This window comes from Streptomyces sp. NPDC085900 (assembly GCF_044540925.1).
Lineage (GTDB): Bacteria > Actinomycetota > Actinomycetes > Streptomycetales > Streptomycetaceae > Streptomyces > Streptomyces gilvifuscus.
In genome coordinates, this window is sequence record NZ_JBITSP010000017.1 from 102,521 (window position 1) to 128,840 (window position 26,320).

Genomic DNA, 26,320 nt, shown 5'->3' on the forward strand with positions numbered 1-26,320 from the left:
TCCTCCTCCAGTCCGTCACACGGTCTGCTTCACCGTCACGGTCGCCGGGCCGGCGCAGACGAGTTCGTAGTCGGCCACCTGGACCGAGGCACCCGGTGGCGGCTGCTGGAAGGGCCGGCCACCGGGATAGGCGGGAGTACCGGGCGCGACGCTGATCTGCTCGATGTATCCCACCGTCTCCGGTGGCATGACCGCCCGGAAGAGGTCCGAGCTGAACACCGGCTGGCCCACCTGCCAGCCCCGGCCGTCCGGTCCGCCCCGGGTCGGGTGGAGAAAGGCGCCGATCTGCCGTTCCACGTCGTCGTGGACCTGCGTGACGTCAACGCCGGCGAGGACGGCCTCCCGCCACACCCGCACGGACACCTGGGTCACGATCGGCAGGTAGCGCGGCCGGTGGACGAACAGCCTGGCCGTCAGGTCCCGGCGTGCGTCTAGGTACGCGCGTACCGTTTCGATCAGTTCGGGAGGCGGCTCCGGCTGTGCCACCTCATTGCCCTGATCGGGAACGACGATGACGCTGACGTTCCCGGGAGCGCGGTCGATACCGCCGAACGTCCACGGGTCGCCGTGCGGCGGATAAGGCGTCAGACACCGGCTGATCCGCACGTCGCTGGACGCGTCGCGCGCGAGGTGCGCGAAGTCGTCCGCGGTGATCGCGCGGTCCCGGATCTTCAGCCGCTCCGGTGCCCGGCGCAGCGTGTCCTCGGTCGGTTCCTCGTCGATCCCGTCGTGGGCCGCGAGGAGATTGGTGACGTCGAGTCCGGCGGGTACGGTGCCGTCCGGCTTGGTGCCAGCCACGACGACCTTCCCGGCCGGCACGTTGCCGGCCGCCCCCGACGCGACATGCCGGTAGGTCCGCGCCCTGATCAGACTGCCGGGCGCGGGGATGCTGCCGTGCCCCTCGCTGTTGCGTTCATCGTGGCTTCCGAAGCTAATCTCGCCGGTCACGGGGTTGAGCCGGTAGACCTTGCCCGGGCCCGGCAGCAGTTCGGGCACGAGCCGCCACGTCTCCCAGACCGGTGGGGTGCCCTGACCGACCTGGACTTCGAGATGGGCGTACGGGGCCTCGGGATCCGGCCGCCGGTACAGCGGACGGTGGCGCAGCGCGAACACCTGGAAGGGCGTGCCGTCGCTCTCACCGAGCGTCTGAGGGGAGCGGATGGTGAGCGCGGTGTGCGCGGGGGCGGTGTTGAACAGGACCCGGTCCAGGCCGATCTCCAGCTCGGTGTCGCCCGGGTTGGCGATCCGCAGGCCGATCCAGAACCGCGGTGCGTCGAAGGGCCCGGCCGGGGCGCCGGCGTCGCTCCAGTCCGCTTCCGGATTCTGGGCGGCCCACTGTGCCGGAACGGGCAGGCGCACGCGTCTGTCATGGAGATCCTTCGTGGTGCCCAAGGGCCCGATCGCGGGCCAGTCCCCGGGCTGTGCGCCGTCGACGGAGGCGGCCCAGGTCACCGTCCCCACCGGATCGTCCGGGGCAGCCCGGAACAGCCGGGGCCGCAGCTCGACCTCGCCCGTCACCGGGTCTTCGAAGCCCAGGCACACATGCGCGGTTTGATGGGGCGGGACCAGTAACGGACGCCGTCCCGTGCCCGCCCCCACCAGATCGGCGGACACGTCCTCGTAGACGAGGCTGGAGTTGTCGTCGGGATCCGGCGTGAGCAGGAGGGCCGTCGCGAGACTGACGGGCAGCACGGTCAGGTCCTCGTCGGTTTCGAACACGATGGGGGCCTCGCCCTCCACGGGCAGGGTGTGGGCCTGGGTGGCCGCCGGTACGTCCGCCGGCGCCGGTCCCTTGGTACTGAAGGTCAGATACGTGGCCGCCGGCGTGGCGGGGTCGCGGGTGATGCCCATGAGGTCGAGGAAGGCGATGTAGTTCTTCTCCGGCACCTGGTTCAGCCGGTAGATCACTCCCTCGCCGAGCCAGGCGAACAGTTCGACGAGTGTGACGCCGATGTCGCTCGGCCGGTCGTCCGTCCACTGCGGTGCGTACGTCGTCCGGAGGGCCAGCATCTCGGCGACGAGGTCCTGCCAGGTGCGGTCGTCCAGATCTGGGGGCCGGACACGCCCACGGTCGGATTCGGCAGTCATGGTGACCGCTCCAGCGAGAAGGGATGGACGAGCCGCTCAGCGGTGGCCGTGGCCCGGATGCGGTAGCTGATGTCGATGAGCAGGGCCGCTCGCTCGCTGTCGTTCGTGACGGTGACGTCGACGAGTTCGATGCGCGGCTCGCATCGGCTCAGCCCCTCCTCGACGTAGTAGCGGGCGAGGTTAGCCGTCGCCTCGTTGTTGGGCGCGAACACCAGCCGCTTGAGGTTGCAGCCGAAGTCGGGGCGCATCACGCGCTCGCCGTACTGGGTCCCGAGGATGAGCCGGATCGACTCCTCGATCTTGCGGGGCCCCGCGGACTCGCCGAAGCCGGTGGCCTCCAAGCGGACGGGGAAGGCGATGCCGCGGCTATGGACGTCGGATTCCATGCGGGCCTCCTGTCACACCGAGGTGAGCTTCGACTGGTTGGCTGTCGGCGTCGCCGGAACGGGCAGGGGCGGTGAGCAATCGGTGGTGAAGGTGAGCTGGTCGAGCATGACTGGGGCACCGCTGGTCCTGAGCTTGACGGACTGACCGCTGTTCACTGCCAGGACGTGGGTGCAGGGCTTCGCGGGTGAGACGGTGTTGGGGCAGTTGGTGATGGTGGCCTGGTGGATGCTCGCCTCCACGAGCACCGGGTCGCCCTGGACCGTCAGCTTCGATGTGCTCTGGACCGTGAACGTGCCGGGCACGGGCGGTGACGGCGGGGGCGGGGGGCCCCCGGGCGCCGGGGGTTGCGGCGGTGGTGGGACGTGCCCGCAGGGCACCGTGCTCGCGGTGGTCAGTACCTTGCCCATGGAGATCCCTCCTCACGTGACGTCGACGGCGCTCTCGGTGACCGTGATCTTCGTCGTGCCCGCGCCCCCTGCCGCCGCCAGCGTGATGGACTCACCCACCGTGATCTTGGTCGTGCTCGTGCCTCCTGCCGCCGCCAGCGTGATGGACCCACCGGCCGTGATCTTCAGGTCGCGTGCGGCGCTGATGGTGAGCGAGCCGTCGACGGCGTCGAGCTTGATCGTGCTGCCCTGGCCGCCGTCCTTGATGACCAGTTCCCCGCCCGTCTTGGAGTCGTCGAAGGTGATGGTGTGACCCGCCCGGCTTCTGATCACGCGGGTGCTGTTCGTTCCGTCCATGTTGGTCGCGGGGGGCGGCCGACGGGTGTTCCACAGCCCGCCGATGACGTACGGCTTGCTCAGATCGCCGAGTTCGAAGGCGACCAGCACCTGATCGCCGACCTCGGGCAGCCAGTACAGGCCCGTGTCCTTGCCTGCGGTCGGGTTCGCGCACGGGGCCCAGCCACTGGTGAACCGGTCGGACAGCCCCGGGAAGGACACCTTCACCCGGCCGAGCGGTGTCTTGGGCGGTACGGCGGCCACTTCGTGGTTGTCCTCCACAACCGCCACGACGACCCCGTAGAAGGGTTCCCTAAGGTTTGGGGATGGTTCCTCGGCGATCTCCTTGCGCAGCAGGCCGAGCAGGCTGGAATGGGCGCCCTGGCTGATGGAGAAGTCGGTCATGAAGCCGCCGTCGTCGATGCGGTGGGTCACCTTCCGCATCCGGTAAGTGCCGCTGAAGCGCTTGCCGACGCCCCGGATCTCGATGTACTGACCGGCGGCCAGCTCGGGGATGCCGGGGCACGAGCCGCTGCCCTCGTACATGCCCTCCACGAAGTCCGCGAGAAGCGACTCCGCGAGTATCTTCGCGTCCAGGGGGTTGTCCAGCACGTTCCGGCGCATCCCCTTGCGGGCCATGGAGAGGATCAGGTCGGCGGCGGAGGAGCCGATCCGCTCGGTGAGCTGGTCCAGGTCGAGGTCGGCCGCCAGCGCCAGGCCCTGGATGGTCTGGGCGAGTTCCTGGTTGTACCCGCGCACGGTCTGCAGTCCGGCCGCGGCCGACGCCGACAGGCGCGGACTGAAACTCGACAGGTTCCGGCCCCATTCCAGGACGTGGGCGGCGGTCTGCGGGCGCGGGAACTGGAAGTGCAGCCGGTCCCACTCGACGTAGACGTCGAAGTGGTAGTGCCGGGCGCGTTCCTTGAGGAACGTCATGTCGCCCTCCACCTGGACGAGCTTCTCCTGCAGCCCCGGGGTGGGATCCACTACGGGGACAAGGCCGTTCTCCACCGCGATCCGGGCGGCCACGATGCTGTCGTTGACGAAGGTGTACTCGGTGGGCTCGGGCTGGCCGCGCCGCATGCGGTACGACTTGTCGTAACCGGACACCTGCACGGTCGGTGGACCACCCGCCGGGAACGACGGTTCGACGGCGGCTATCTCCCCGAGGAAGGCGGGTTTGAGGTCGTTGCCGTACCCGAGGTGGACCTCCACCGTCTTGCCGGGTTCCAGCAACGCCGAGTCGAGCAGCCTGTTGTCAGTATTGCGCAGGGTCAGGGCGAAGGTGCCCGCGAGATCCAGGCTGGTCTCCACGGTGACGCCCAGCACCTGGTCGGCCAGCTCGGCGGCCATGGTCAGACCGGAGACACGGATGTCGAAGCGTGGCGCGTACGACGGGACGGGGACGCTCATGGCCGTGTGCCCCCCTGCCGGGATGGGGTCGTGCCGTCCTGGCGGCGCGGAGGAATGACCAGACGGGTGTTGGGGGCGAGGGCCAGTGGGTCGGTGATGCGGTTGGCGTCCGCGATGTCCCGCCACAGCGCGGGGTCGCCGAGGTAGCTCCCGGCGAGGCCGCTCAGGGTGTCCCCCTCCACGACGGTGTGCACCGTGGGCTCTTCCCGTGTCACCGACCGCGCCACCGACACCGCCTTGTTGACGACCGCCGACGCCGTCGGCGAGGCGAAGAAGATGCCACGGTGCACCTCGACGTCGGTGGTCACGAACTCATGGAAGCGCACAGACACAACCGCGCGCACCGGGGTGCCGTTGCGCAGGAACATGGTGAAGCGCTGGTTGGCGTCGACCAGGACACACCGGAACTGGAAGCTGCCCAGCGAGAAGAGCAGGACCGGCGGGGCCTGGGTCTGCGGTTGCTTGTCCAGCAGCCGCACGATCGCCCCGGTGTGGGCGCGGACGTCGGTGCCGGCCTCGTAGGTGTCGAAGAACAGCTCCATACTGAGGGACCGGGCCTTGCCGCGGATGTACTGCACGGGTGACGCGTCCAGCCCGGGTACGCCGATCTCGGCGTAGTTGTTGCCCTGGTCCAGTTTGAGTTCCTCGGGGTTGAACATCACGGGGAAGCTGTCACCAGACGTCGTGTCGATGATCTCGGCCTTGGTCAGGGCGGCGCTCACCGGCCCGGGACGGGACCCCGAGGGCATGCCGAAGGGTGTCGCCATGTCAGCCTCCGCGCTCGGACTCGCTGCGCAACCGGCGCATCAGATCGTCGACCAGGTCTCGTTTCAGCGCCTGCACGTCGACCGGCGGCGGGACGTCCGCGGTGGCGGTGTCCCGGTCGGTCGCGGCCCGCATGGCCTGCGTCGCGGGTGCGGCCGGCCTCTGCGGGGCGGCGGGCGCGGGCGGCGGGGCGGGGCGGGTGCCGGAGGGCACGGTCCGCGGTGCCGGACGCCGGGGCACACCGGCGCCGATGACGGCAACGGAGACCGCCGCGCGCTCGTTGGCCAGCGCCTCGGCCTCCTCGGCGCGGGACGCCGCGCCGGTGGCCCGCCGCCAGGACGCGCCCGGCCGCAGCAGCGCCATAACGTGGGTGGCCTCGTGAACCAGCAGAGCGAACCCCCGCGCGTCCTGGGGGCGGAGCCGGCCGCGGCGGAAGTACACGTCCCGGCCCAAGGTGACGGCGTCCGCCCGCAGCTCACGCGCGAGCGTGTCGGCCCGGTCGTCGTGGTGCACCCGCATCGCCTCGGCCGCCGGCCCCACCGCGGTCCTCAGCCGTGCCCTGGCCGCGGTGGGCAGGTCGTCGTGCCCGTCTCCCGGTGTGCCCGGCTCGGCGGGCGGCGCGTCATCGACGGTCTGCCGCGCATCCGTCTGCCGGGCGTTCGTCTGCCGGGCGTCCGCCGCAGGCGGCGCCATGGGGCTCGGTGATGATGCCGCCGGGGCTGTTGCCGGAGCGGCGGCCGGGCCGCTCTCGGGCCAGGCCGGGCCCGACGGTTCGGAGACGTGCGGGCCCTGGACGGTCCGGGGCCGACGGAGCGGGGTGGCCGCCGTCAGCTGGAAAGGGCGGTCCGGGGCGGACTCGATCCGGTCGAACCGTCCCACGTCCGCCGTCAGTTCGGCCGTCCGGTCGATGAAGACGCGCAGCGGGCGCGCCCACGGCAGGGGGAAGAGCAGGCGCGCGAGGTGGTGCCGCCCCTGGGCGTCAAGGTGCTCGCCCAGCGTCGGCACGGGCAGGATGCCGTCCTCCGTCATGGTTCGCCTTCCTCCTCCAGAGCAGTGGCCATCTCCCGGATCCAGTGCAGCCGCTCCTCGTGGTCGAGGGCGAGCGACTCGGCGAGGGTCCAGTGGACATGGCGTCCGAGAAAGGCCACCTCCTGGCGGACCCGTGCCACGGGGTAGCCCCTCACCCCCCCGACTGCGGGACCTCCGCTTCATGCTCCTGGCCGCAGTGCGGACAGGTGATCAGGACCGTGGTGGGGGCCAGGCCATTGATCCGGTTGTAGAGCGCCTGGAGATGAGCCAGGTCCTCCGAGTACAGACCCTCGATCACCCCTGGCGTGACCTCCGGCACCCCGCCGAGCTTGGTCACGACCCGGGACAGCAGGATGACGATCAGGTACGCGGGCCAGCCCTGCACCCGGGGATCCTTCAGCGGGTAGATCTCGTCGGCGGCCGTCGCCAGCCGCATCACTCCGTTGCGGTGCAGATTGCCGGCGCCGTCCACATAGCCCTTCGGCAGCTCGAACTCGACCTCCGTGACCAGCATGGCCCTCACGCCCGGCTCAGGCCCTCATGGGCCAGTACGAGGGTGTCCACGGCGACGTCCGCGCCCTTGGCGCTGAACGCGGCGCCCTCCCATTTGGTTGGCCAGGCGCTGACGAAGTTCCAGCGCGCCACCTCGCTGTGGTTGCCCAGGTCGTACACAACGATGGAGCCGTTCTTGCGCGCCACGTTGCCGTCCACCACCTGCTGGCGCCAGTCCCACAGTTCACGGGACTGGGTGAGGCCCCACTTCAGCGTGATGTCGGAGAAGCTCGTCTTACCGGGCAGCTTGCGCACCGTGGTGTTGTCGCCGCCCTCACGGCTTTCGATGACCTCCGTCGTCGACCCCAGGCCCGTGCACTCCCGGAAGCTGGCCTGGGCGATCCCGTCCAGCTCCACCAGGAAGTTGAAATTGCGGAAGGGATCGACCCGCTCACCTGTCTGCGCCATCTCCGGTCGTCCTCTCTATGCCTCGCTGACCCGGCCGCCGCCGGACCACAGGCCCAGTCGGATCACGATGTGCTCGGCGGGCCGGGTGGGGGCCAGGCCGATCTCGATGAACACGTTCCCCAGTTCCCGCACAGGGTCGGGATTCAGCTCCTCGTCGATCTTGACGTAGAAGGCCTCGGCGGCCGTGTGCCCGAAGAGCGCTCCGGACTGCCACACGCGCGTGAGGAACTCCGTGACGGTGCGTTCGAGGGCCTTCCACAGTGCCGTGTTGTTCGGCTGGAACACGGCCCAACGCAGGCCCTGCAACAGGGAGTCCGAGATGTACGCCACCAAGCGGCGTACGTTGAGGTACTGCCAGGCCGTGGTTTTGGACAGGGCCCGGGCGCCCCATACCAGGGGAGGGCCGCCGGGAAAGGTCCGCAGCGCGTTGATGTTGAGCTTGTTCAGCGCGCCCTGCTCGGTGTCGTTGAGGTTGTACGGCAGTTCAAGAGCTCCGCGCACAACCTCGTTGGCCGGTGCCTTGTGGACCCCGCGCTGGTTGTCGCTGCGGGCCATCACGCCGGCGACGTGACCCGACGGGGCAACCGTCACCTTTTCCGGACTGTTCGCCGGTGCCTCCGGGTCATTGATCCGGATCCACGGCCAGTAAAGAGCACCGAACCCGCGCTCGGTCATGAGGCTGCCGGCCTGGGCCTCCACCGGAGCGGTGTCCGCGTCGTTGTCGGCATTGCCGGCCCCGTCCAGGACCGCGACGCGGTCACCCATGCTCTCGCAGTGCCCGATCACCGGCGACTGGAGCGCGGGATCCGTCTCGCCGGGCAAGCACACGATGCTGACGTCCAGCTGGTGCGTGAGCGCCTCCAAGGCGTCGCTCAGTTTTGTCATGTCGGTGACCGGGACGATGTAGGCGAGGGTTCCGCCGTTCTCGAAGAAGCCGCGTACGGCGTAGGGAAGACTCAGCGGTTTCTTGAAGGCGCCGAACTCCTCCGTGTACTGCGTCCAGTTGGTCACGCGCACCGGTACGTTCGGGACGGCGCTGTCGTTGGCGACGGTGCCGATCAGCGCGGCCGTACTGGTACCCGCTCCCGCGATCGGCCCGGCTGCCTCGATCTCGTTGAGGTATACGCCTGGTGCCAGCGTCTCGAAGTCGGTCATCGAAGTCACCTCGCCCGCTGTGGGCTGTGTCGGGGCCGCGGAAGGATGAACCTGCGGAGGGACAACACGTCTAGTACCCGTGCGGTGGCCGCTTCGGATCCGCCTGCTGCACGAGCGCGGTGAAGTTCGACCCCGACTGGTTGACGTGGTACCGGTCGCGCACGTAGTTGATCGTCGCGCACATGTCCGCGACCACGTCGTAGGGTGTGGTGGCCGTGCCGGCCTGGTGGTACGCGGCGAACGTGGCGGGAATGCACTGGGTGGCGCCCCGGGAACAGTTCTGCCGGTGCCCGTCGGGCGCCAGGGGACCGCGTGCGTTGGAATCGGAGTCGTTCACCCGGTACTTCGGATTGTTGTAGGCGGACTCCCGCTTGGTGATGGTGATCAGCGCCGGTACGCCGTACTTCGGGTCCATGCCGCTCAGCTGGCACGCCGTACCCGCGTAGCGCCGCATCGCGGCCTCCCCGAAGTCGTTGTGCGGGTCGTGGTACGTGACCTGGCTGAGGCTGAGCCGCCCACCGTTGCGTACCGCGGCGCCGGTGCAGTCGACGCTGAAGCCAGCGTGGCGACCGAGGGCGGTGAGCGACGCGCAGCCGGGAATGCCGTCGGCGTCTGCTCCGGTGAAGCCGTGGGCGAGTTGCTCGGCGCGGTAGGCGGCTCTGGTCTCTTCGCCGAAGTGCCCGGTGGCGCCGGCGGGGATCTTGCGCCCCCGGGCGATCAGGGCCTTCTGTACGGTGCGTATGTCCTCGTTGGTCTGGCCGAACCGGACGTTGGACAGCGCGACCATGGTGGCTCGCTTCCTTTCGTCAATCCCGCGACGTCACGGCACATCGCATTCGGGCTCTTCACCCGCCATCGTGCCTACGGCGCCCCACATGTGAGGTGCCGTCGGCGGACGACAACGATTCGGGCCGCTGCGGACCCTGCCTGTCCGGCAGTCGCTGTTACGGCCGGGGGGCCCTCGGCACTCCCTGCCCGTCAGAGAGGAGTAGTGAACGAGGGATCAGTTTCCAGGCTAGTCCTGCCCGGAATCACGTGCCACTGGAGTATGACAAACGCATGCCGCGCTTGCCATGACGGGCACTTAACCCCCGTGCGGCTGCACCGGCTTGGTCCAGTCGGGGTCGGCCCACCGCCCCGGCTCCTGGGGATCGGGAAGGTCCGGGCGGTACCGCGGGTCCCGCTCCCGGCGCACCCGGACGCTGGAATGGAACACGGCGTCGCCGGGCACCGGACGCGAGCGCCGACCCGCGAGGATCCACAGCGGACCGTTGTCGTGGACCGGAGCACCGGCGAAGTCCTCGGTGACCGCGCAGCCGGTGCCGTAGGCATGGGGCCGGAACACCAGGTTCTGGGTGACACCGTCCATGATCCACTTTAGAGGGATCGTGGAGAGCAGCGGTTCGCCCTCGGCATGCGCGAAGGTGCCGCCGACATCCGAGTGCACCCCCGCGAACCAGACCTCCTCTGCAGTGGCCTGACGCGGCGCCGGGCGGGGCGTCACCAGGAACTCGTGGTAGGGGCGACGGGTCTCGTCGAGCGACACGGCGTGCCGGACGCGGGCAGCGTTCGGCAGCTGGTGGGTGTACGGCCAGTAGAGATTGCCCAGGCGCAGCAGGCCGGCCGCCTTCACGGTGTCCCAGACACCGAGGTAGGCCACCGGCAGTGCGTGGTGCGAGACCTGGCGCGGATTGTTCTGCTTCACCTGCGGCCACAGCGACTCGTTCTCGGTGCGCCAGCAGAACGCGTGCGAGAACCGCGCGACCTCCTCCTCGCTCCGCTCGATGTCTTGGTTGAAGGCGTACTTCGACACGGCGTACGGCACGAGGTTCTCCGAGCCCGGGCGCATGAGGCCGGGCTTGTTGAGCATCCCGACGAGCGCCCGGGCGGTGTAGGCGCCCCGGCTGAAGCCGAACACGTACACCTCGTCACCCGGCTGCCAGTGCCGCATGAGGTACGTGTACGCCTCGGCGAGATTGGTTCTCAGCCCACTGCCGAAGGCGAGGCCCCACAGACGGGACAGCCAGCGGCCGACCGGCCCGTGAGCTGTGCCCGAGGACATGGTCCCGACCCCGGGGTCGTAGTAGACGAGCTGACGCGCCGGATCGTCCGCGTCCAGCATCTCCACCAGCCTGACCACGTTGGTGGGGTGACTGGCCCCCACCTGGTTGCCCGTCCCGTCGAGGCACACGACGATCGCGCGAGGCATGCCGATGCTCCCTTCTAACCGGTGGACAGCGGGCCGGAGGCGGTGCCCCGGCCGGGGTCGATCTGCTCGGCGAACGCCTGCAGGGCCACATCGCTGTTCGCCGGGAGGACGGCCATTAGGCCACGCTCCTGCGCCTCGGCGATCGTCGTGGCGGCGGCGCTGCCCTCGGGGACGAACGCCAGGCGGACGTGCCCGTCACCGGACCCGCGGCGGTCCACCGGAGTGACGGCGCCGTGGGTGCCGTCGGGCAGGGTCACCCACAGCTGGAAGTCGTCGTACCGGACGAAGTCCGCGGCCTTCACCGGCCACGGGTAGTGGTGCTCACCGGGCACACCGGGCAGTATCCCCTGGTGGTTTCCCCGGCTCAGCGGCACGCACGCGTTGAACAGGGAGTCGGTCCACGCCTCGACCCCGTCGGCGTCCTTGACGGGTGTGCGCAGCAGGGCCTCGGCTTCCTCGTAACCCAGTTCCGCCAGCGCGGGAAGGGTGAGCGGGAAGGCGTCCACCAGCTCGGCGGCTTCCTGCCGCAGCCGGTCGACCCTCGCGGGGTCGGCGCAGAACTGCATGCTCCACTCGATGCCGACGCGGGCCCGGTACATACGCCAGCCCCCAGCCCCCTTGACCCACAGGCTGCCCCCGTGGTGCATCTCCCAGTGCTCGGCAGTGCCCGGTCCCGCACCCGGGTCGACGGGCCTCGGCCCATAGGGCAGGTCGGTGTCGTCCATGGAGCGCAGGATCGCGTGGGCCGTCTTCTTGGCGGCGCGGAAATGCGCGGACTCGAATCGCTTCGGATGTTCCACGAGGCGGATATTCCACGGATGGTTCTCCGATTCGACGCCGCCCGGGTGGAGTTCGGTGTGGGCCATCGCTGACCTCCTCAGCCCGGCCCCGCGGGCAGGTCACCGACTCTGAGGGCGGGAATCCCCTCGCGGGGCGAAGTACCCTTGCTTCCAATGTGCGCCTCGACCCGGCCGATCGCGACTTGGGCGAAGGCGCCGTCAGATCCTGCGTGACTCGGTCAGGAACCGTGATGCGCGGGACTGGACGAGGCCTTCGTCAGGTAGGGAGAGAGGTCCCGTTCCAACGCGGTCTGCGACCTGGCACCGTTGATCCTCGTGGCGGCCTTCCCCTTCCGGAAGACCATGATCGTCGGCAATTCTTGACGTCGTACTTAGCGGGAGTAGCCGGGTTCGCGTTCACGTCGAGCCGCACTGCGAGAATCTCGGGGTGCTGCTGCGCAAGCCGGTCGACATTCGGCGTCACCATCCGGCACGGCCCGCACCACGCCGCCCAGAAGAACACGGCCACGGGTTTCTTGCTCTTGAGGACGACCTTCTGGAAATCCGCGTCGGTCACATTACCCAGATCAGCACTGAAAGCCCGTTCACAGCAGGAGCGGACGACGGAAGGGTCGTCGCTTGTGCAGGAGCTTGAGGCAGTGCCGCAGCCGATAGAGCGGCCAGGCCTGTCAGGAGCTCGGAAATGCGTTCCCTCTCCATGCGCGGACTGGCTCGACCCGTCAGAAAGAAGGCTGGCTCTTGCGGATTCGCGGGAGTCTGATGGCACGAAACGAGTCGCGTGCGCGATGGACACTCAACGAAGCAGCCTACTGCGGCGTACTCCTGATAGCGAAAAGGCCGTGCGAAAGGGACCCCTGGAGGAAGTCGTGGAGACGCCATGAGAGGTGCTGTGGGGATGCCGTGAGCGCAATGGCGGACTAGGCTGAACTGTGAGTCCCTCAAGGGGTACGGCATGCACGAGTTCGCCGAACGAGAGACGAGGCTGCTGCCAGCGGCACTGACGTCCCAGGAGCCCGCAGCGGTGCTGCACGGGTTGCGCATGCCGGGTGAGGCACTGGAGCCATCCGTACGAACCGCAATGGAGATGCGGTTCGGCGTGGACTTCTCCCGCATCCGCGTGCACGCCGACGCCACGGCGTCCGAGTCCGCGCAGGCCATGTCGGCCAAGGCCTACACCTTCGGCCACCACATCGCGTTCGCTCGCGGCCAGTACGCGCCTGGCACCGCGGCTGGTCGCCGCCTTCTCGCTCATGAACTCGCGCACGCGGTCCAGCAGTCCCACGGAACGGGAGGACAGGCCCCGGGCTCCCCCGCTGACCCAGAACTCGAGCGCGACGCGGACGCCGCCGCGCGCGAGGCGGAGCTGCCCGGTGGTGCACCGGTGAAGGTCGCGGGAGCCGCCTCACCAGGCGTGTTGCGGCAACCCGCCGCGAACAATCCGCTGCTGCTGCCTGCCGAAGTTGTCGAGATGCCTTGGGTGGGCAAAGGCGAGGGAACGACATCCAGCCAGCTTGGCTATCTGCGCGACCGCCAGCTTTTCTGGCAGCGCTGGAGGGACCACTACGGCGCCAGCGGTGCCCTGAGCCCGAGCAACCTTGACGCCATTTCCAATGGGCGCTCGCCGATAGTCGACGACGTGTGGGTGAGCAGGTACCCGCAGCACGCGGCGTACAAGGGTCAAGTCCTGGAACACCACCATGTCGGCCAAGGCCCGCTGGCGACTCCGGTGCCGCACGACCTCCACGCAGCGCACTCCGTGCTTCACCCGAAACGGCAGACGGTCGGCGCACCCAACCGCCCGACAAAGGCATTGGGGCCCCAGCCCGACCGGCCCAAGACCGAGGCCGACGTGGCTCGCCACACCGCTTCCGGAAAGATCCCGGGAGAGGGCGTCACTGGCACCACTCCGCCCGAAGTACCGGCCATCCCACCCTCGTCACCGGCCGCCATCGCCCCCACCGCCGAACAGCCCAAGGTGGAGCTTCCGCAAGCGCTCAAACAAGTGACGGAATCAGGGGCGACGCCCGGAGCCGAGGCTGTTCCCCGGACGGAGCCGGTGATACCGCTTCGAGCGCCGAAGGGCATCGCATCCGGGGTACGTGGCGGCCGCCTCACCCAGGCGGTAGAGGGCTTCGCAGGGCGGATGATGGCGGTCGCATCCGTGGTGGACGTCATCCTGATGTACCGGAAAGGCGCATGGGAGACACCCGTTGGTACATGGGTCATCGATGAGCGCAAATACTTCAAATACCTGATGCAGAGGTACTACGGGCTTGATGTCTACAAGCTCGAGGGGAAGATCATCGAAGAGAATGGCGAGAAGTTCATCATCATCGACGGACTGCCGCAGGAATGGGACGAAGTGAACAAGAAGGCCAGGCCCCTTCGACCGCGCTCACCGGCGCTGGACCCGGACAAAATGGCGTGAGGACGGGGCCATGCCTGCGCCAATCCCGAGCGCTGGAAAGGTGATTCCGTGCATGGAGTGCCCATGTCCAAACCCATGGCCACCTCGGCGTCCGCATACCCCGAGGACGGAGAACCGTCCGGACTCCTGGCCTTTCGGCGGCTGGACGAGTTTCTGGGCCGCGCGATCGAGTCGGCCCGCGGCAGATACGGTCCCGAGGCCTCGGCCGACGCCTTCCGTGGCCTGTACGTCAGCGTCGAGCAGGCCGAACGCTCCATGCGCCGCCCGCCTGGTGAGCCGCTGTGCACGCCGGGGGACTCACACCCGGCAGGGTCGGATCCGGGGTGGGAGCGCATCGCCGCGACGGAGCGCGGCTGGTCGTGGCTGCGCACGGGCTACGGACTCTCGGACTTCGAACTGGACGTCGTCCTGCTCGCCCTCGCGCCCGAGGTCGACCCCCGGTACGAGCGGCTGTACGCCTACCTCCAGGACGACGTCAACCGCAGACGTCCCACCGTCGGCCTCGCGCTCGACCTGCTGACGGGCACCGCGAGGGAACGGCTCGCCGCGCGCCGGTACTTCGGCGCCGAGGCCCCGCTGCTCGGCCGGCGCGTGCTGAGCCTCGTACCGGATCCGCGCGCCGAGGCGGCGTCGGTCATCGGCCGGTTCCTCGTGCTGGACGAGCAGATCGTGGACGTTCTGCTCGATCAGGGCGGCCTCGACCGCAGGCTGACCGCCTTCTGCGAGTTGGTGACACCGCCACCGGCCCCCGTCGAGGACGAGGCGCTGTATCGGATGGTGTGCGATGCATGGGGACGCGTACCGCTGCGGCTGTACTTCCAGGACCCGGCGGGCGCGGCCGGACGGCGCACCGCCCAAGCACTCGCCGCCGCGCTCGCCGTACCCCTCCTGGCCGTCGACACCGAGGACATCCTCCACGACGACACTGTCCTGGAACTCGTCTTCCGCGAGGCGGCCCTGCACGGCGCCCTGCTCCACCTCGACGACGTAGGCTCCCCATGCACGCTGGCCCTGGCTGACCGGCTGGCCGCGTACGACGGCGTGGCGACCCTGGCCGGGAGTCGGCCCTGGGTGCCGACCACGCGCCGGCCGCTCGGCGTGCTCACCGTGCCGTCCGAACCCGGGGACGCCACCTGGCGGCGCACCACCTGGCAACAGGCCTTCGCGGCCCACGGAGTCGAGGCCGCCGCCGCGGACGTCGACGCGCTCGCCGTACGGTTCCGGCTCGGGCCGTCGCAGATCGAGGAGGCGGTGATGACAGCCCGCACCGCCGCCCGGCTGCACACCGAGGACGATCCGGAGACGGCCGCCCGCTCGCCGTCCCGCGCGGAGCTGTTCGCCGCAGCCCGCGCCCAGACCGGGCACGAGCTGACCACGCTCGCCCGGCGCGTAGAACCGTCCCGCGGCTGGGATGACATCGTGCTCCCCGCGGAGTCGCTGGAGCTGCTGCACAGCCTATGCGAGTGGATAGTCCACCGCAGGCAGGTCATGGAGGAGTGGGGATTCGACCGGCGCATGTCCCAGGGAAAGGGCATCAGCGCGCTGTTCGCCGGTCCGCCCGGCACCGGCAAGACGATGGCCGCGGAGGTCGTGGCCCACGACATCGGCCTGGACCTCTTCAAGGTCGACCTCTCCACGGTGGTCAGCAAGTACATCGGCGAAACCGAGAAGAACCTCGAACGAGTCTTCACCGCGGCTGCCGACGCCGACGCCATACTGTTCTTCGACGAGGCCGACGCCCTGTTCGGCAAGCGGTCCGACGTACACGATGCGCACGACCGCTACGCCAATATCGAAGTCGCCTACCTTCTCCAGCGCATGGAGGAGTACGCGGGACTGGCGATCCTCGCCACGAACATGCGCCAGCATCTCGACGACGCGTTCACCCGCAGGCTCCGGTTCATCGTGGAGTTTCCCTTCCCGGACGACGCCGAGCGCCGCCGTATCTGGGATGTCTGCATCCCGCCCGAGGCTCCCCGCGCTCCCGACGTGGACGTCGACCGCCTGGCGCGGGACTTCCGGCTGTCCGGCGGCAACATCCACAACATCGTCCTGCATGCCGCGTTCCTGGCCGCCGCCGGGGACGGCCGGATCGGTATGACGGAGCTGCTGCGGGCGACGCGGCGCGAGTACCTGAAGATGGGCCGGGTCGAGCCCATGGCCGACCCTGACCGTCAGGAGCCGCGCCGTCCTGGGGATGAGTGATCCCTTCCGTGCCGGTCCCCTTGCGAGGTAAGCATGTTCCAGGATCTGGATGCCACACTTATGGCAATGCTGTCCGCCCCGGCCGCACCGCCGGAGGTCCGCGCTGCGGACGTCAGCTTCGATACCCCCGACAAGGCCTTCAATCCGACGCAGACCACGGTGGACCTCTTCCTCCACGAGGTCCAGGAGAACCGGGAGCTACGTAACCAGGCCCCGCTGGTGGACAAGACCGACGACGGTTTCGTCACCCGGCACCGGCCACTGCGCGTGGACTGCACCTACCTCGTCACCGCCTGGTCCACGCAGAGCGCGGGTCTCAAAGCCGCGGAGGAACACCGGCTGCTCGGACTCGTCCTGCTGTGGCTGAGCCGCTTCGAGGTGGTCGAGGAGCCCTTCCTGCGCGGGGACCTTGCCATGCCACCGCAGCTCTACAAACTGCCTGTCTCAGTGGCACAGACGAAGGAAGGGCAGGGAACAAGCCAGTTCTGGACCGCCCTCGGGGTGCCGCCCAGGCCCGCCTTCTCCCTCACCGTCACCATCGGACTGCTGCCGTTCGACGAGGCCGTGCCCGACCCCGCCGCGAAGACCATCGAGATCAAGACCGCCCGATCGGACGCACCAGCCCTGTGCGGGCGGGTGCTGGACGCCACGCTGGCGCCGCTGCCCGGCGCAGCGGTCACCGTCGTCGAGAACGGTGCGGAGGCGACCACCGACACCTTCGGCGGCTTCACTTTCCGGGAGCTGGCCTTCGGCTCGTACACCATACTCGTCCGCGTCGCAGAACGCCCCGACCTGCGCAAGCCTGTGCAATACACGGCTGAGTCCCAGATCCACGACGTCATCGTGCCCGCCCCATGAGCAGCGACGGCGTTTCGTCCAGCACATGAGTGTCGGTCCGTCGCGGATGTCTCAGCGGATGCGCAGGTGGCGGAGCCAGTGCCGATGAGCCGCCTGGGCATGGCGGTGCAGATCTGCATATCGGCACGTTCCTCGGGGACGACCCGCTAACGGTGCCGTGGGACGTCGTGAACTACCTGGCCGAGCAACTCGACCCGCTGGGTCTGCGGCCGCCAGTTCGGCCGCGGGGCGGGCGTCAGCCTCGACCTTCTCGGCGTTGTGGGCAAGGTAGTGGGACGCCGTCTGTGCCACGACGGTGGCGTAAAGGTAGACGCCTCAGTGGGCCATTTGTGCAGCTGGAGTCGGGTTGGATCGGCCACTGGCAGCCAATGGACCAGCTACCGGAGGAGGCGTGGGAGAGAGCGGGCCCTGGCAGGTGAAACTAAACTGAAGAAGATCCATTCCATCAACCCCGACGCAAGCGGGTAATCCTGATGGCCGAACACATACGACTGGCAGACGTACAGGCCCGCAGCTCCCGCAGCAGGCCGTCACCAGCGGAGCTCCAGGTGGACGAGCGGGAACAGTGGTCGGACGAGCTCACGCGGCTGATCGCGTCCGGCGCCGGAAACCGTGCCGTGGGCGCGTACCTGAGCCAGGAGGCGCGGGGCGCGCAGGGTACCCGCAGCGCGCAGGATGCGTCCTCGTCCGACGGACACGCGCTCGACCCGCCGCTGCGGGCGGAGATGGAATCGCATCTCGGCGCCAATCTGTCCGGGGTCCGGCTTCACACCTCCCCTGCGGCGGCGGCATCGGCGAACGCCCTGCGCGCGAGGGCCTACACCGTCGGCCAGGACATCGTCTTTGGGCCGGGCGAGTATCGGCCTGAGTACACCGCGGACCGGGCGCTGATTGCCCATGAGCTGACCCACACGGTCCAGCAGGCTCTTGGCGGGGCCGCTCCCGCCGACTCGGACAGCCATGAACGGACGGCTGATGATGCTTCTTCCCGCTGGGCCGACGGGCTCGGTCCCGCCCCGGTCAGCCAGGGCTCGGCCATCGGCATCGCCCGGGCGCCTCAGACCGCCATGGTGGCCTCGGCGCCGGGAACCCAGACCGTCTCGGGCGGCGTCGGCGGTTTCGACAACCCCCTGACCAGTAGGGAAAGGACCCAGATCATGCGGCAGATCGCCCAGGGGAAGAAGCTCACCAGGGCGATGAAGGACCGATTGCGCTCGGACGCGAGATACCAGTGGCGCACGGCGACGATGGGGAAGGGCTTGCAACCTGGTGCGGGGTATCAGGTGCACCACATCACCCCCTTGGAATTCGCGCACCGGTTCCCGACCAGGTTTCCCAACGAGCCCGGCAACCTGGTCTTGATGCAGGACGTCGCGCATAACCGATGGCACAAGATGATCAACGATCGTATCCGCAGCAAAGGCGGAAACATTTCCCTGAAAGACCTGAGGGACATCCAGAAGACCACGGTGCGCTTCAATGAGGGCGACGTCTTCGTTATCAGCGAGAAAGGGGAGGTTGTTCCGGTGGGAGCGAGCCGTCCCGCTCCCGCATCCAAGGCGGGCAAGGCGGCTGTCTCGAAGCCCAAGGGGGGAGGCACCTCCAAATCCGACACACCCAAGTCATCCAAGGCACCCGCGGTATCCAAGGCCGCCAAGGCCGCCAAGGCCGCCCCGCCCCTCAAGCCGCAGGAAGCGATCGGGCCGGAGCCATCCGCACCGGCTCCAGCCGGGAAGACCGGGATGGGAACGGCCGAGGGGGCGCCACCCAAGGCGGCAGGCGTGACCGAGGGGGCGCCACCCAAGGCGGCAGGCAAGACGTCCGTGACGCCCGGAGCGGTCCCCAAGGTCGGCCGAGGCAAAGGGCCCTCCTTCGTCGAGGGTTTGGCAGGGCGCCTGGGGGTCGCCTTCGACCTGATCCAGGCCGTTCCAGAGGTCCTGGAGGAAATCGCCAGGGAGAAGCCTGAGTGGTTCCCCGAAGGGGCTCACGTGGAATTCCATCAGGTCGACGAGAACAAGCGTTTTAACCCCAGCACGTACGACGAGGGATACCGGAGTACCGGCTACTCCGTCGACAAGGTGAATGGCGAGATGATCTACCGCGACTCGACGGGCGCGCGGGTGACGAGAGAAGAGGCGTTGAAGCCACCGGCCAGGATCCCGTACGACCCGAACCGCGGGGATCCCGCCGCACGCGCCTGAACGGCCACTACAGTAGGCGCGCGTTTCACTTGCCGCGGTGTCCGGATCTTGACCCCGTGGAAGTGGCGCCTGGCCCTGGACATGCTCGACACCCTCGCCGGCTGGGGCATGAAGCCTCCGGCCGTGGTGGCCTACGGCGCCAATGCTCACCTGCGGTCCGCGCTGTCCGAGCACGGACTTGCCTACGTCCTGGCCGTCCGTTCGGACGTGAGCGCCCACCCCTTCGACGCCAGGCCCGTCGCCCGGACCCGCAACGGGCCCATCGGCTGCCGGCCCCAGCCCCGTACCGGCAGGCCGCACTGCCGCTGGCAGCCCTGCCCGTCGGCCTCGGACGCAATACATTCACCCCGCTCAACTGGCGCAACGGCTCAAAAGGAAAGTTACGCTCCCGCTTCGCCGCCGTGCGCGTGCCCCCGGCCGGCAAGGCGGTCGAGCGTCCGATCAAGGCTGCCGCCTCGGCCGGACAGGGCTGGTGGGACGGGGTCCTGCCCGACTGATGGCTACTGGTCTAACGGCCCGCCGACGCCGAGGCGCCGACCGAGTACTGGCTGTCCCACCTCCCGTTTGACACCCCGCTCGTCGACCTGGTCCGCCTGACCAAGGTCCGCTGGCGCATCGAGCACGACTACCGCGAACTCAAACACGCCTGGGCCTGGACCACTTCGAAGGCCGGTCCTGGCCCGGATGGCACCACCACGTCACCCTCGTGACCGCCGCCCACGCCTTCCTCACCGAACAGCGACTGACCCCAAAAGCGCCCGCACCGGCCTCTACCAGATCCTCGACACCCTGCAGAGTGTCCTGAGGTGTTGGAGCGGCATCTGCACCACCTGCCATCAGCCCCTGCCCAGCAGGACACACAACGCCAAGACCGAGGCAGACCTAACGGAGTCCTGGTAGACGGCAGCTTCTAATCAACACGCAGAACTTGACAGGGAAGTCCCCGCCGATCTCGCGGCGCAGGGAGTCGAGGTAGACCACACCGTCGACCGCCGCGGTGGCCGCGTACGTCGACTTGCCCGAGGCTCCGGGGCCGACCGCGACGAGCAGGGTGCCGGGCACCAGGTCGAGCGGCGGCACGACCCAATAGCCCGCAGGCTCCTGCTTGTTGGGCAGCTTCATGCCGGGACCTCTGTGAGCGGCTGGTTCAGCGCCTCGTAGCCGGTGCATTCCGGCTGCATCGGACGGGCGGTCATGGTCAGCTCCTCGGCGTGTGGTCGGCGTCGCGATTGGTGTCCAGGTGGGAGGCGTTGCCCTGCTCGTCCACCTCGTACGGCTGGAGGCAGACGTGGCACTCCATCGCGCCGTCGTCGTCCTGGTCGTCGTCGGCCTGGAGCGCCGCGCCGCGGGCGGCCTGCTGGGTGGACACGAGGCGGGTGAGGGCCTCGCGGAAGACGGGCACGTTCCCCGCGTCCATCCGGTAGGCGATGTTCTGGTGCCAGCTCGGGTTGTCCGGGTCGGAGACGGGGGTGATCGGCGCCGGGGTGCCCTCCGGCCACCACCCGGCCTTCACGCCGCGCGGGACCGCGCGGGACAGGGCGACCGTCGGCCCGTTGAGCCTGCCGACGACGGCACGCAGTTGGTCGGCGTCGAGGTAGCCGTCGCCGTCCACGATGACCATCTCGGCGAACCGGCGGGCGCCGGCGGGGAGGGAGCGGAGGTAGCGTTCGGCCCGGTCGACGGTCCAGCCGGTCTGTACGGTGGCGACGGTCAGCTCGGCGCCCTGCTGGGCAGCGAGCGCGAGCACCTTCTCGGCGAACTCCTCGCTCGCACCCTCAATGGTGATCTTCATCTGAAGCCTTCCGAAGGATTCTTACCCGGTTCTCCCGGATCTCCATGGGCAGTGTGCTCCGTCGGACCCCCTTCCGTCTAGACCGGGGAGAAACGAGCTAGAAATCTAGACGGGTGACGTGCCGCGCAGCACTGAGGAAGGGCCCGACCTCCGCAACAGCCTCGGGCCCTTTCCATGGGGCGGCGTGGTGCGGACCCAGCGGCGGCGTCACGGGCGGGGCGGTCCTCACCGGGTGAGGATCGATCCGACGATGGCGACCACCACAGCGACGCCGGAGAAGGCGACGACCAGCGGCTCGCGCGCAGCCGGGTGGCGGTAGGCGAGGTAGGCGAGGCCGCCGAAGACCAGGGCGACGACCAGGACGAGCAGCAGGACGACGAGCAGGGCGAGCGTTGACACGGCACGGTCTCCTTCAGGAACAGGGATGCGGCACACGGGCGTGTGCGGGCGGGGAGCATGGGCAGGTCTCACCCCTTGCGTCTCGAGGTGAAGGGGCGGACAGCGCCGGGAGTATGCGGGGTTGGCGAGTAAGCCGCGCAAGCCCGTGCGGTCACCCCAGGGGACGGAGGGCGTCGTCACTCGTCAAAGCGGGCCCTGAGCTGCGCTTTCCGTGGAAATGGGCGACGAGGCCCGGGGCTTTGGCGCATGGCGGGCTAGCCGTGCAACCCGTCAGTGCGTGACGAGGTTCACAGGCGAGGATCTGGCGAACTCGGTTCCGGCTGCGGGGGTGTGAGCCTGCGTCAGGCTGCCGGAGGGCCGGGACAACACTGCGCGGCGCGGCGTCGCTGTTCGGCGGCGAGCCGGCGGACCTTGCGCCGGACCCGTTCGCCGAAGGCCTCCGGGTCGGGGGCGCCGGCCACGATCGCGGCCTCGGTCCAGGTGGTGCCCTCGCCCTCGGCGTATGCGAACACCACCGCGCGTTCGGCCGGGTCGAGGCCGCGCAGTACGCGGTTGAGGCGTTCGTCCTCGAACACCCCGCCCGCGGTGTGTGCCAGGTAATCGACATCGGCGGCGACCAGGCCGTACAGCGACAGCCCGCCGCCAAGGTCGGCGTCCAGCGACAGCACCCGCCCGTGCCGGGTCCCCCGCTCCCACACCGGCACCAGCTGCCGGTGCAGAGTGCAGGCCTCAGTTTTCAGCGCGCCGAGCGCCGTGGCCGGCAGATGTCCGGTCTGCCACAGCGGCTCGCACCAGTTGCCGAGTAGGGCGGTGGACACGGCCTCCCGCCACCGCTCGCTGCGGCGGGTCACGAGCACCTTGGCAGCGATGTAGTCGACGGCGATGTCCCTCTCGGTGGGCGAGAGAGTGCGACCCATCGCGCCCGCCGTCCCACCTTGTTCGACAGCCCGGACCAGGAGGGCCTGCAGGGGGTCCGGCTGATCGACCGTGCCCATGCCCTTTTCGCTCAGCCACTGGGGCGTGACGAAGTGCTTCTGGGGGGGATCGTCTGTTAGGCGGATGCCATCCGGGCCAAGGGAGGCGAATCGGGCCTGGTCTCCCACGCGGGGTCCGGGCACGGAGGCGCCGACGATCCTGCCGGGGGACTGCTCGGGGGTCTGGTGGGTCACGAACTGCTGCTCCTTGCGTGATCAGGGTGCTTCACCTCTCGGCGACGCGGAGCGGACCCACCGGCAATGATTCTTCGGGTCGCGTGTGTGATCTGGGTCACGTCGTTGAGGCGGGAAGGCCCTTGGGTGCAAGGAGGGCGGCGAACTCGCGGTCGGCGTCGGCTTCCCGGGCGCACTGGACGGCGCTGGCGCGGTAGGCGTCGGCCTGCTCGGGGTCGAGAGCGGCCAGTTGCTCGAGGATGCCGGCCGCTTCGTCGTGTATGGCGGCTCGGCTGCGCAGCGCCTCGGCACGGTCGGCGGGGTTCTGGGCGGTGTGGAAGGCGCGGGTCAGGCCCTCGGTGCGGGTGCGCACCTCGTGTAGGCGCTGGCGGGCGGCGTCGGCCTGTTCCCGGCGGGCGCGGGCGGCCTCCCGTTCGGGATAGCGGACCACGTGCAGGGTGGTACTGAAGACGGTGCGGGGGTTGTCGTCGGCGCGGCGGGCGTAGGCGAGGTCGAGGGCGACGGCGGCGGTGCGGGCGCTCTCGCCGGTGCCGCCGCTCAGGGCGCGGCGGCCGTTGGCGCGCCAGGCCTCCACGGCGGGGCCCCAGCGTCCGGCGGCGGACTGGCGGGTGATGCCGGCGGCTTCGCCGATGGCGCGCCAGCTGGCTCCGTCTTCGCGTTCGGCGACGGCGGCCTGGTTGACGAGTTTGTCCAGCCATTCGCCGAGTTCCAGGGCGCGGCGGACCCGGTCGCCGGGCGGGGCGTCGAGGTCGTGGGCGAGGAGTTCGAGGGCGAGGTCGCTCAGGCGCTTGGCGTACAGGCCGTAGGAGACGACGGCCTCGTCGCGGGGGCCGGTGGGGATGGTGGGCGCGGCCTCGAAAGCATCGGTCATGGGCGGCAGGCTACAGCTGCCCGGACGCCCCGTCAGACCCGCCCGACCTGGGCGGGCCGTCCCCCCGCACCTGACGCGCACCACCGCCCCGTCGGCACCGGCGCCACCCTGCCGGGCAGTTCGGTCCGGACGGCAGCCACATGCCCTCTCCTCCTGCCCGTCTCGCAGAGGAAGGCTGTGCCTGACGTCTCTGTGCGTCAGGTGCCGCCGTCTGGCGACCGCCAGGCACAGTACACCTGCTGCGGGCCCCTCCGGCAGGGCAAGGCTGACGGGTTGGCGGGACTGCCGGACCGGGGCGTCTCGCCTCGGATAATGTGCCATATCCGAGGCGACAAATCGGCATGAGGAATCGTCAACTCCGTCGGACAGGCCCCTCCTGGCAAACAGCGCAATCCACCGAGGTCCTTCCGGACGGCAGTGGGTAAGGAAGGGTGGGTCTGGCCGACCGGTCAGGGGAAGTCCATCAATAAGATGAGGGCGAGGAGGCCAAAGGTGGTGGCGCACGCCACCGGTGCCGAGGAAGAGCGCCGCGTGGAAACCCAGCCATAGGCCGACCGGCTTCTCCGCCTATGACCCGTAGAAGCTGATGAAGAAGACCACCATGCCCGAAGTGAGGCGCAGGAACGCCGAAGCGCTCGCCGCGGTCGAAGCGATGCCGGACTCTCAGGTCTGAGCCTCTGGAAGAGCACTCGACCACTGAGCCGCAGGCGGTTCGTCCATAGAACAGATCGCCGGCATGGCCGAGGTCGTCGGGACGGACGGCGCCCGCCACTCCCACCCGAGCCCGACTGGAAGGTCGGCGATGACATGGCGGCTAAGGCGGTCAGCGCGGTCTGCTTCCACGTGGGCACTGGCCAGCCAAGTTGGTGCATCGATCCCTTCTCCGACAGATCTTCATTCTGCACGGACAGAACGAGCCCAATATTCCCGGATCAGAACCAGCTTATTTTCGAAGGTGTCATCATACCTGCGGCTGGTGAAAGCGCCCGGCACCCCAAGCGACCGCCCCCGCTGGCGGATGATGCGCAATTCCCACCACTCAGCACTTCGCCCCTGGTGGCGTCTTTTTTTAATATCAGCGACCTCCGGCCATGGGGTTACCCGACGACTAAAGAAGGTATGGAACTTAATTCCGTCAGAAGTGAGAAGAGTTCGACCATACGCCCGATTTATTATGTAGGCGACCGCAAGCAGCCAGAAAAAGGATATAAAAATTATCCAGGCGAATTTTTCGCCTACCGCGATCAACGCTATGGCTAACCCGACGAAAATTGCAGTCAGGTATCCAGTCCACCACCAGTTCTTACGCCGCGCGGAAGAATCTAGGGCAATCCAGGTTTCAGGCATGACCGGATCCTACTTCCCTAGGTTTCAAGGTGGAAAGAGCTACCCCACAGCCTCTGGCGGTCGGGACTGGTGAGGTCGCATGTTCAGGTGTCGCGTATTTCGGGGCGGAACAGATCCCGCGTCACGGTGTGTGAGTGCCGTTCAATGGGTGACTACTCAGCCGAGTTCTGGTGGCCGAGACCTCACTGGAGAATGAGGATGGTGAGCACCAACCCACTTGTCGCGATCCCGGCATGGAAGAGAACCCACAGGTGGTGCAGTCGTATCCTGTGCAGCCAGGGGTAACGGGCATAGTGTTCCTGACGGGCTGCGCTCCACTCGTCCATGATCCGCAAGGTCGGCTCCAACTGGTCCAGCTGGAGCCGAAGACGTTGCGCATAGGTGATGTGCAACGAGTAGCGCTCGTAGTACTTCATGCTGGTCACGGCCCCGAAAATTCCCATGCCAATCATGGGTATGGAGACCAGCAACATCGAGCGTTGGCCAACACCATGGGTTGCTGCGAAGCCAAGAGCGGCAGCTACTACGAGCAAGATGATGTTGGTCATTGTGGCTCGCTGTGTCTCCGCTTGACGCGCTTGATTGCGTTGCTCCAGCCAAAAATGCAGCAGCACGTCGGACTTATCGGCCATGCTCCCCCTCCAACTTCCGGCGAACGCTATTAGGCGTCCCACCTCGTGTGGTCGCCGGGGGCGTATCGACTCCAGGTTCCTCCGGCCTTAGTGACCACACGCGGTGAGATATCCATCCGTGCAACGCAAGTCCTTACGCGAACTCTGCATGGTCCTTGTTCGCTAACTGCTCGGGGTCAGAACTGCCTGGAAGTCGTCGCCGCCGTAGAGAGACTCATATCGGATCTCGACCTTGATGCGATCCCGTATCAAGGTCCTGAAGTCGGCGTGACCTTCCAGGCTGTACGTCGGGACACTGAGCAGGTACTTCTCGGAGCCTGCGGTGAACACCTCCGGTTCGTTGAACGTCGTATACGAGGGGCGGATGGGCAGTTCATCGCCCAGCCTGTTCGCGCTCGCTGACGTCCACGGTCCGATTTCCTCACCATCGACCCATACTTTGCTGCTGGTGACGATGGCGGGACCCAGACCGCGACAGCCAAAGCGCACAGCGCGATGATGGTCTCCGAATTCACTTGCCCCCCTGTGAAGCCTCTACAGACCCCGAGGTGATGACGGTATCTACGCGGGCGACGAGCAACCAGAGCACAGCTCGGCCGACACGCTGAGTGACTACTCACGGTTTCGCAGAGCCCCCGTTCCTGAGGAATACGCGACACCTCAAGTCAGCCGGTGGTCGGCGAAGAGCCCTTCCAGCGCGGTACGGCGGCGCTCGTAGGGCCACCTGGTCGTGTCGCTGCCCGCCACGCGCAGCAGGTCGAAGGCGGAAGCGCGCGGGTTCGCAGAATCCTGATTGGACCGCTGCTCCAACCCGTACGCGACTCCCCACACTCCGAGGAATCGCGTACGGGTTGAGCACCGAAGGTCAGACATCCCATGGCGTAGGGATG

Annotated in this window: 28 protein-coding genes and 1 pseudogene; 6 read left to right on the forward strand and 23 right to left on the reverse strand. The window is 68.5% G+C overall.

Translation table 11 applies throughout. The annotated features are described in order from the left end of the window. Positions 1–15 precede the first annotated feature (15 nt). From ACIGDI_RS39895 to ACIGDI_RS39960, 14 genes are all read right to left on the reverse strand, one after another. Complete coding sequence (locus tag ACIGDI_RS39895; protein WP_399907280.1) at positions 16–2,088, reverse strand: baseplate J/gp47 family protein; 2,073 nt, start codon at positions 2,086–2,088, stop codon at positions 16–18. Then, positions 2,085–2,474 (reverse strand): GPW/gp25 family protein, encoded by a 390-nt coding sequence (locus tag ACIGDI_RS39900; RefSeq protein WP_399907282.1) that lies wholly within the window; start codon positions 2,472–2,474, stop codon positions 2,085–2,087. Before ACIGDI_RS39900 ends, ACIGDI_RS39895 begins: the two co-directional genes overlap by 4 nt. A 12-nt stretch (positions 2,475–2,486) precedes the next feature. Next, positions 2,487–2,882, reverse strand: a complete 396-nt coding sequence (locus ACIGDI_RS39905) for a hypothetical protein (RefSeq protein WP_399907284.1) — start codon at positions 2,880–2,882, stop codon at positions 2,487–2,489. A 12-nt stretch (positions 2,883–2,894) separates the two neighbouring features. After that, positions 2,895–4,610 (reverse strand): phage baseplate assembly protein V, encoded by a 1,716-nt coding sequence (locus tag ACIGDI_RS39910; protein WP_399907286.1) that lies wholly within the window; start codon positions 4,608–4,610, stop codon positions 2,895–2,897. Continuing rightward, the gene (locus tag ACIGDI_RS39915) at positions 4,607–5,377 is read right to left on the reverse strand and encodes a LysM peptidoglycan-binding domain-containing protein (protein WP_399907287.1); all 771 of its coding nucleotides are present in this window, start codon (positions 5,375–5,377) and stop codon (positions 4,607–4,609) included. Before ACIGDI_RS39915 ends, ACIGDI_RS39910 begins: the two co-directional genes overlap by 4 nt. Position 5,378: 1 nt before the next feature. Beyond that, on the reverse strand, positions 5,379–6,404 hold the full coding sequence (locus ACIGDI_RS39920; RefSeq protein ID WP_399907289.1) for a DUF4157 domain-containing protein: 1,026 nt from the start codon (positions 6,402–6,404) through the stop codon (positions 5,379–5,381). Continuing rightward, positions 6,401–6,544 (reverse strand): hypothetical protein, encoded by a 144-nt coding sequence (locus ACIGDI_RS39925; RefSeq protein ID WP_399907290.1) that lies wholly within the window; start codon positions 6,542–6,544, stop codon positions 6,401–6,403. Before ACIGDI_RS39925 ends, ACIGDI_RS39920 begins: the two co-directional genes overlap by 4 nt. Before the next feature lie 11 nt (positions 6,545–6,555). Further along, a complete protein-coding gene (locus ACIGDI_RS39930) occupies positions 6,556–6,918 on the reverse strand; it encodes a hypothetical protein (protein WP_399907292.1) in 363 nt (120 codons plus the stop codon). Between the two features lie 5 nt (positions 6,919–6,923). Next, positions 6,924–7,364, reverse strand: a complete 441-nt coding sequence (locus tag ACIGDI_RS39935) for a phage tail protein (RefSeq protein WP_399907294.1) — start codon at positions 7,362–7,364, stop codon at positions 6,924–6,926. Positions 7,365–7,379: 15 nt separating this feature from the next. Further along, positions 7,380–8,519: a phage tail sheath family protein gene (locus ACIGDI_RS39940; protein ID WP_399907296.1), complete on the reverse strand. Its 1,140-nt coding sequence runs from the start codon at positions 8,517–8,519 to the stop codon at positions 7,380–7,382. A 70-nt stretch (positions 8,520–8,589) separates the two neighbouring features. Continuing rightward, positions 8,590–9,306 carry a peptidoglycan-binding protein gene (locus ACIGDI_RS39945; protein WP_399907298.1) on the reverse strand — a complete coding sequence of 239 codons (717 nt, stop codon included), beginning with the start codon at positions 9,304–9,306 and terminating at the stop codon, positions 8,590–8,592. Between the two features lie 297 nt (positions 9,307–9,603). Next, positions 9,604–10,728, reverse strand: coding sequence for a DUF2235 domain-containing protein (locus tag ACIGDI_RS39950; protein WP_399907300.1), 1,125 nt, complete (start codon positions 10,726–10,728; stop codon positions 9,604–9,606). Between the two features lie 14 nt (positions 10,729–10,742). Beyond that, positions 10,743–11,594: a DUF6424 family protein gene (locus tag ACIGDI_RS39955; protein WP_399907302.1), complete on the reverse strand. Its 852-nt coding sequence runs from the start codon at positions 11,592–11,594 to the stop codon at positions 10,743–10,745. Positions 11,595–11,784: 190 nt separating this feature from the next. After that, positions 11,785–12,036 carry a thioredoxin family protein gene (locus ACIGDI_RS39960; protein ID WP_399907390.1) on the reverse strand — a complete coding sequence of 84 codons (252 nt, stop codon included), beginning with the start codon at positions 12,034–12,036 and terminating at the stop codon, positions 11,785–11,787. Between ACIGDI_RS39960 and ACIGDI_RS39965 the strand changes: the two genes are divergently transcribed. From ACIGDI_RS39965 to ACIGDI_RS39990, 6 genes and pseudogenes are all read left to right on the forward strand, one after another. After that, positions 11,956–12,162, forward strand: a complete 207-nt coding sequence (locus ACIGDI_RS39965; protein ID WP_399907394.1) for a hypothetical protein — start codon at positions 11,956–11,958, stop codon at positions 12,160–12,162. The genes ACIGDI_RS39960 and ACIGDI_RS39965 overlap by 81 nt on opposite strands. A gap of 318 nt (positions 12,163–12,480) precedes the next feature. Next, positions 12,481–13,956 carry a DUF4157 domain-containing protein gene (locus ACIGDI_RS39970; RefSeq protein WP_399907304.1) on the forward strand — a complete coding sequence of 492 codons (1,476 nt, stop codon included), beginning with the start codon at positions 12,481–12,483 and terminating at the stop codon, positions 13,954–13,956. Between the two features lie 63 nt (positions 13,957–14,019). Then, a complete protein-coding gene (locus tag ACIGDI_RS39975; protein ID WP_399907306.1) occupies positions 14,020–16,161 on the forward strand; it encodes an ATP-binding protein in 2,142 nt (713 codons plus the stop codon). Positions 16,162–16,194: 33 nt separating this feature from the next. Then, positions 16,195–17,019 carry a Pvc16 family protein gene (locus tag ACIGDI_RS39980; protein ID WP_399907308.1) on the forward strand — a complete coding sequence of 275 codons (825 nt, stop codon included), beginning with the start codon at positions 16,195–16,197 and terminating at the stop codon, positions 17,017–17,019. 548 nt (positions 17,020–17,567) lie between these two features. After that, on the forward strand, positions 17,568–19,220 hold the full coding sequence (locus tag ACIGDI_RS39985; RefSeq protein ID WP_399907310.1) for a DUF4157 domain-containing protein: 1,653 nt from the start codon (positions 17,568–17,570) through the stop codon (positions 19,218–19,220). 60 nt (positions 19,221–19,280) lie between these two features. Then, positions 19,281–20,025: pseudogene (locus ACIGDI_RS39990) on the forward strand (IS701 family transposase); the annotation flags it as partial. Positions 20,026–20,102: 77 nt separating this feature from the next. Here ACIGDI_RS39990 and ACIGDI_RS39995 read toward each other — a convergent pair. The 9 genes from ACIGDI_RS39995 to ACIGDI_RS40035 all read right to left on the reverse strand — a co-directional run bounded on the left by ACIGDI_RS39995 (position 20,103) and on the right by ACIGDI_RS40035 (position 26,240). Continuing rightward, complete coding sequence (locus ACIGDI_RS39995) at positions 20,103–20,342, reverse strand: hypothetical protein (protein ID WP_399907312.1); 240 nt, start codon at positions 20,340–20,342, stop codon at positions 20,103–20,105. A gap of 76 nt (positions 20,343–20,418) precedes the next feature. Beyond that, positions 20,419–21,012: a hypothetical protein gene (locus ACIGDI_RS40000; RefSeq protein ID WP_399907314.1), complete on the reverse strand. Its 594-nt coding sequence runs from the start codon at positions 21,010–21,012 to the stop codon at positions 20,419–20,421. Positions 21,013–21,237: 225 nt separating this feature from the next. Then, positions 21,238–21,411: a hypothetical protein gene (locus ACIGDI_RS40005; protein ID WP_399907316.1), complete on the reverse strand. Its 174-nt coding sequence runs from the start codon at positions 21,409–21,411 to the stop codon at positions 21,238–21,240. Between the two features lie 341 nt (positions 21,412–21,752). Further along, positions 21,753–22,580 (reverse strand): hypothetical protein, encoded by an 828-nt coding sequence (locus tag ACIGDI_RS40010; protein ID WP_399907318.1) that lies wholly within the window; start codon positions 22,578–22,580, stop codon positions 21,753–21,755. 97 nt (positions 22,581–22,677) lie between these two features. Next, a complete protein-coding gene (locus tag ACIGDI_RS40015) occupies positions 22,678–23,451 on the reverse strand; it encodes a hypothetical protein (protein WP_399907319.1) in 774 nt (257 codons plus the stop codon). An 894-nt stretch (positions 23,452–24,345) separates the two neighbouring features. Continuing rightward, positions 24,346–24,798: a hypothetical protein gene (locus ACIGDI_RS40020; RefSeq protein WP_399907321.1), complete on the reverse strand. Its 453-nt coding sequence runs from the start codon at positions 24,796–24,798 to the stop codon at positions 24,346–24,348. A gap of 182 nt (positions 24,799–24,980) precedes the next feature. Next, positions 24,981–25,430: a hypothetical protein gene (locus ACIGDI_RS40025; protein WP_399907323.1), complete on the reverse strand. Its 450-nt coding sequence runs from the start codon at positions 25,428–25,430 to the stop codon at positions 24,981–24,983. 162 nt (positions 25,431–25,592) lie between these two features. Further along, positions 25,593–25,919, reverse strand: a complete 327-nt coding sequence (locus ACIGDI_RS40030) for a hypothetical protein (protein WP_399907325.1) — start codon at positions 25,917–25,919, stop codon at positions 25,593–25,595. Between the two features lie 171 nt (positions 25,920–26,090). Further along, positions 26,091–26,240, reverse strand: coding sequence for a hypothetical protein (locus ACIGDI_RS40035; RefSeq protein WP_399907327.1), 150 nt, complete (start codon positions 26,238–26,240; stop codon positions 26,091–26,093). Positions 26,241–26,320: the final 80 nt, after the last annotated feature.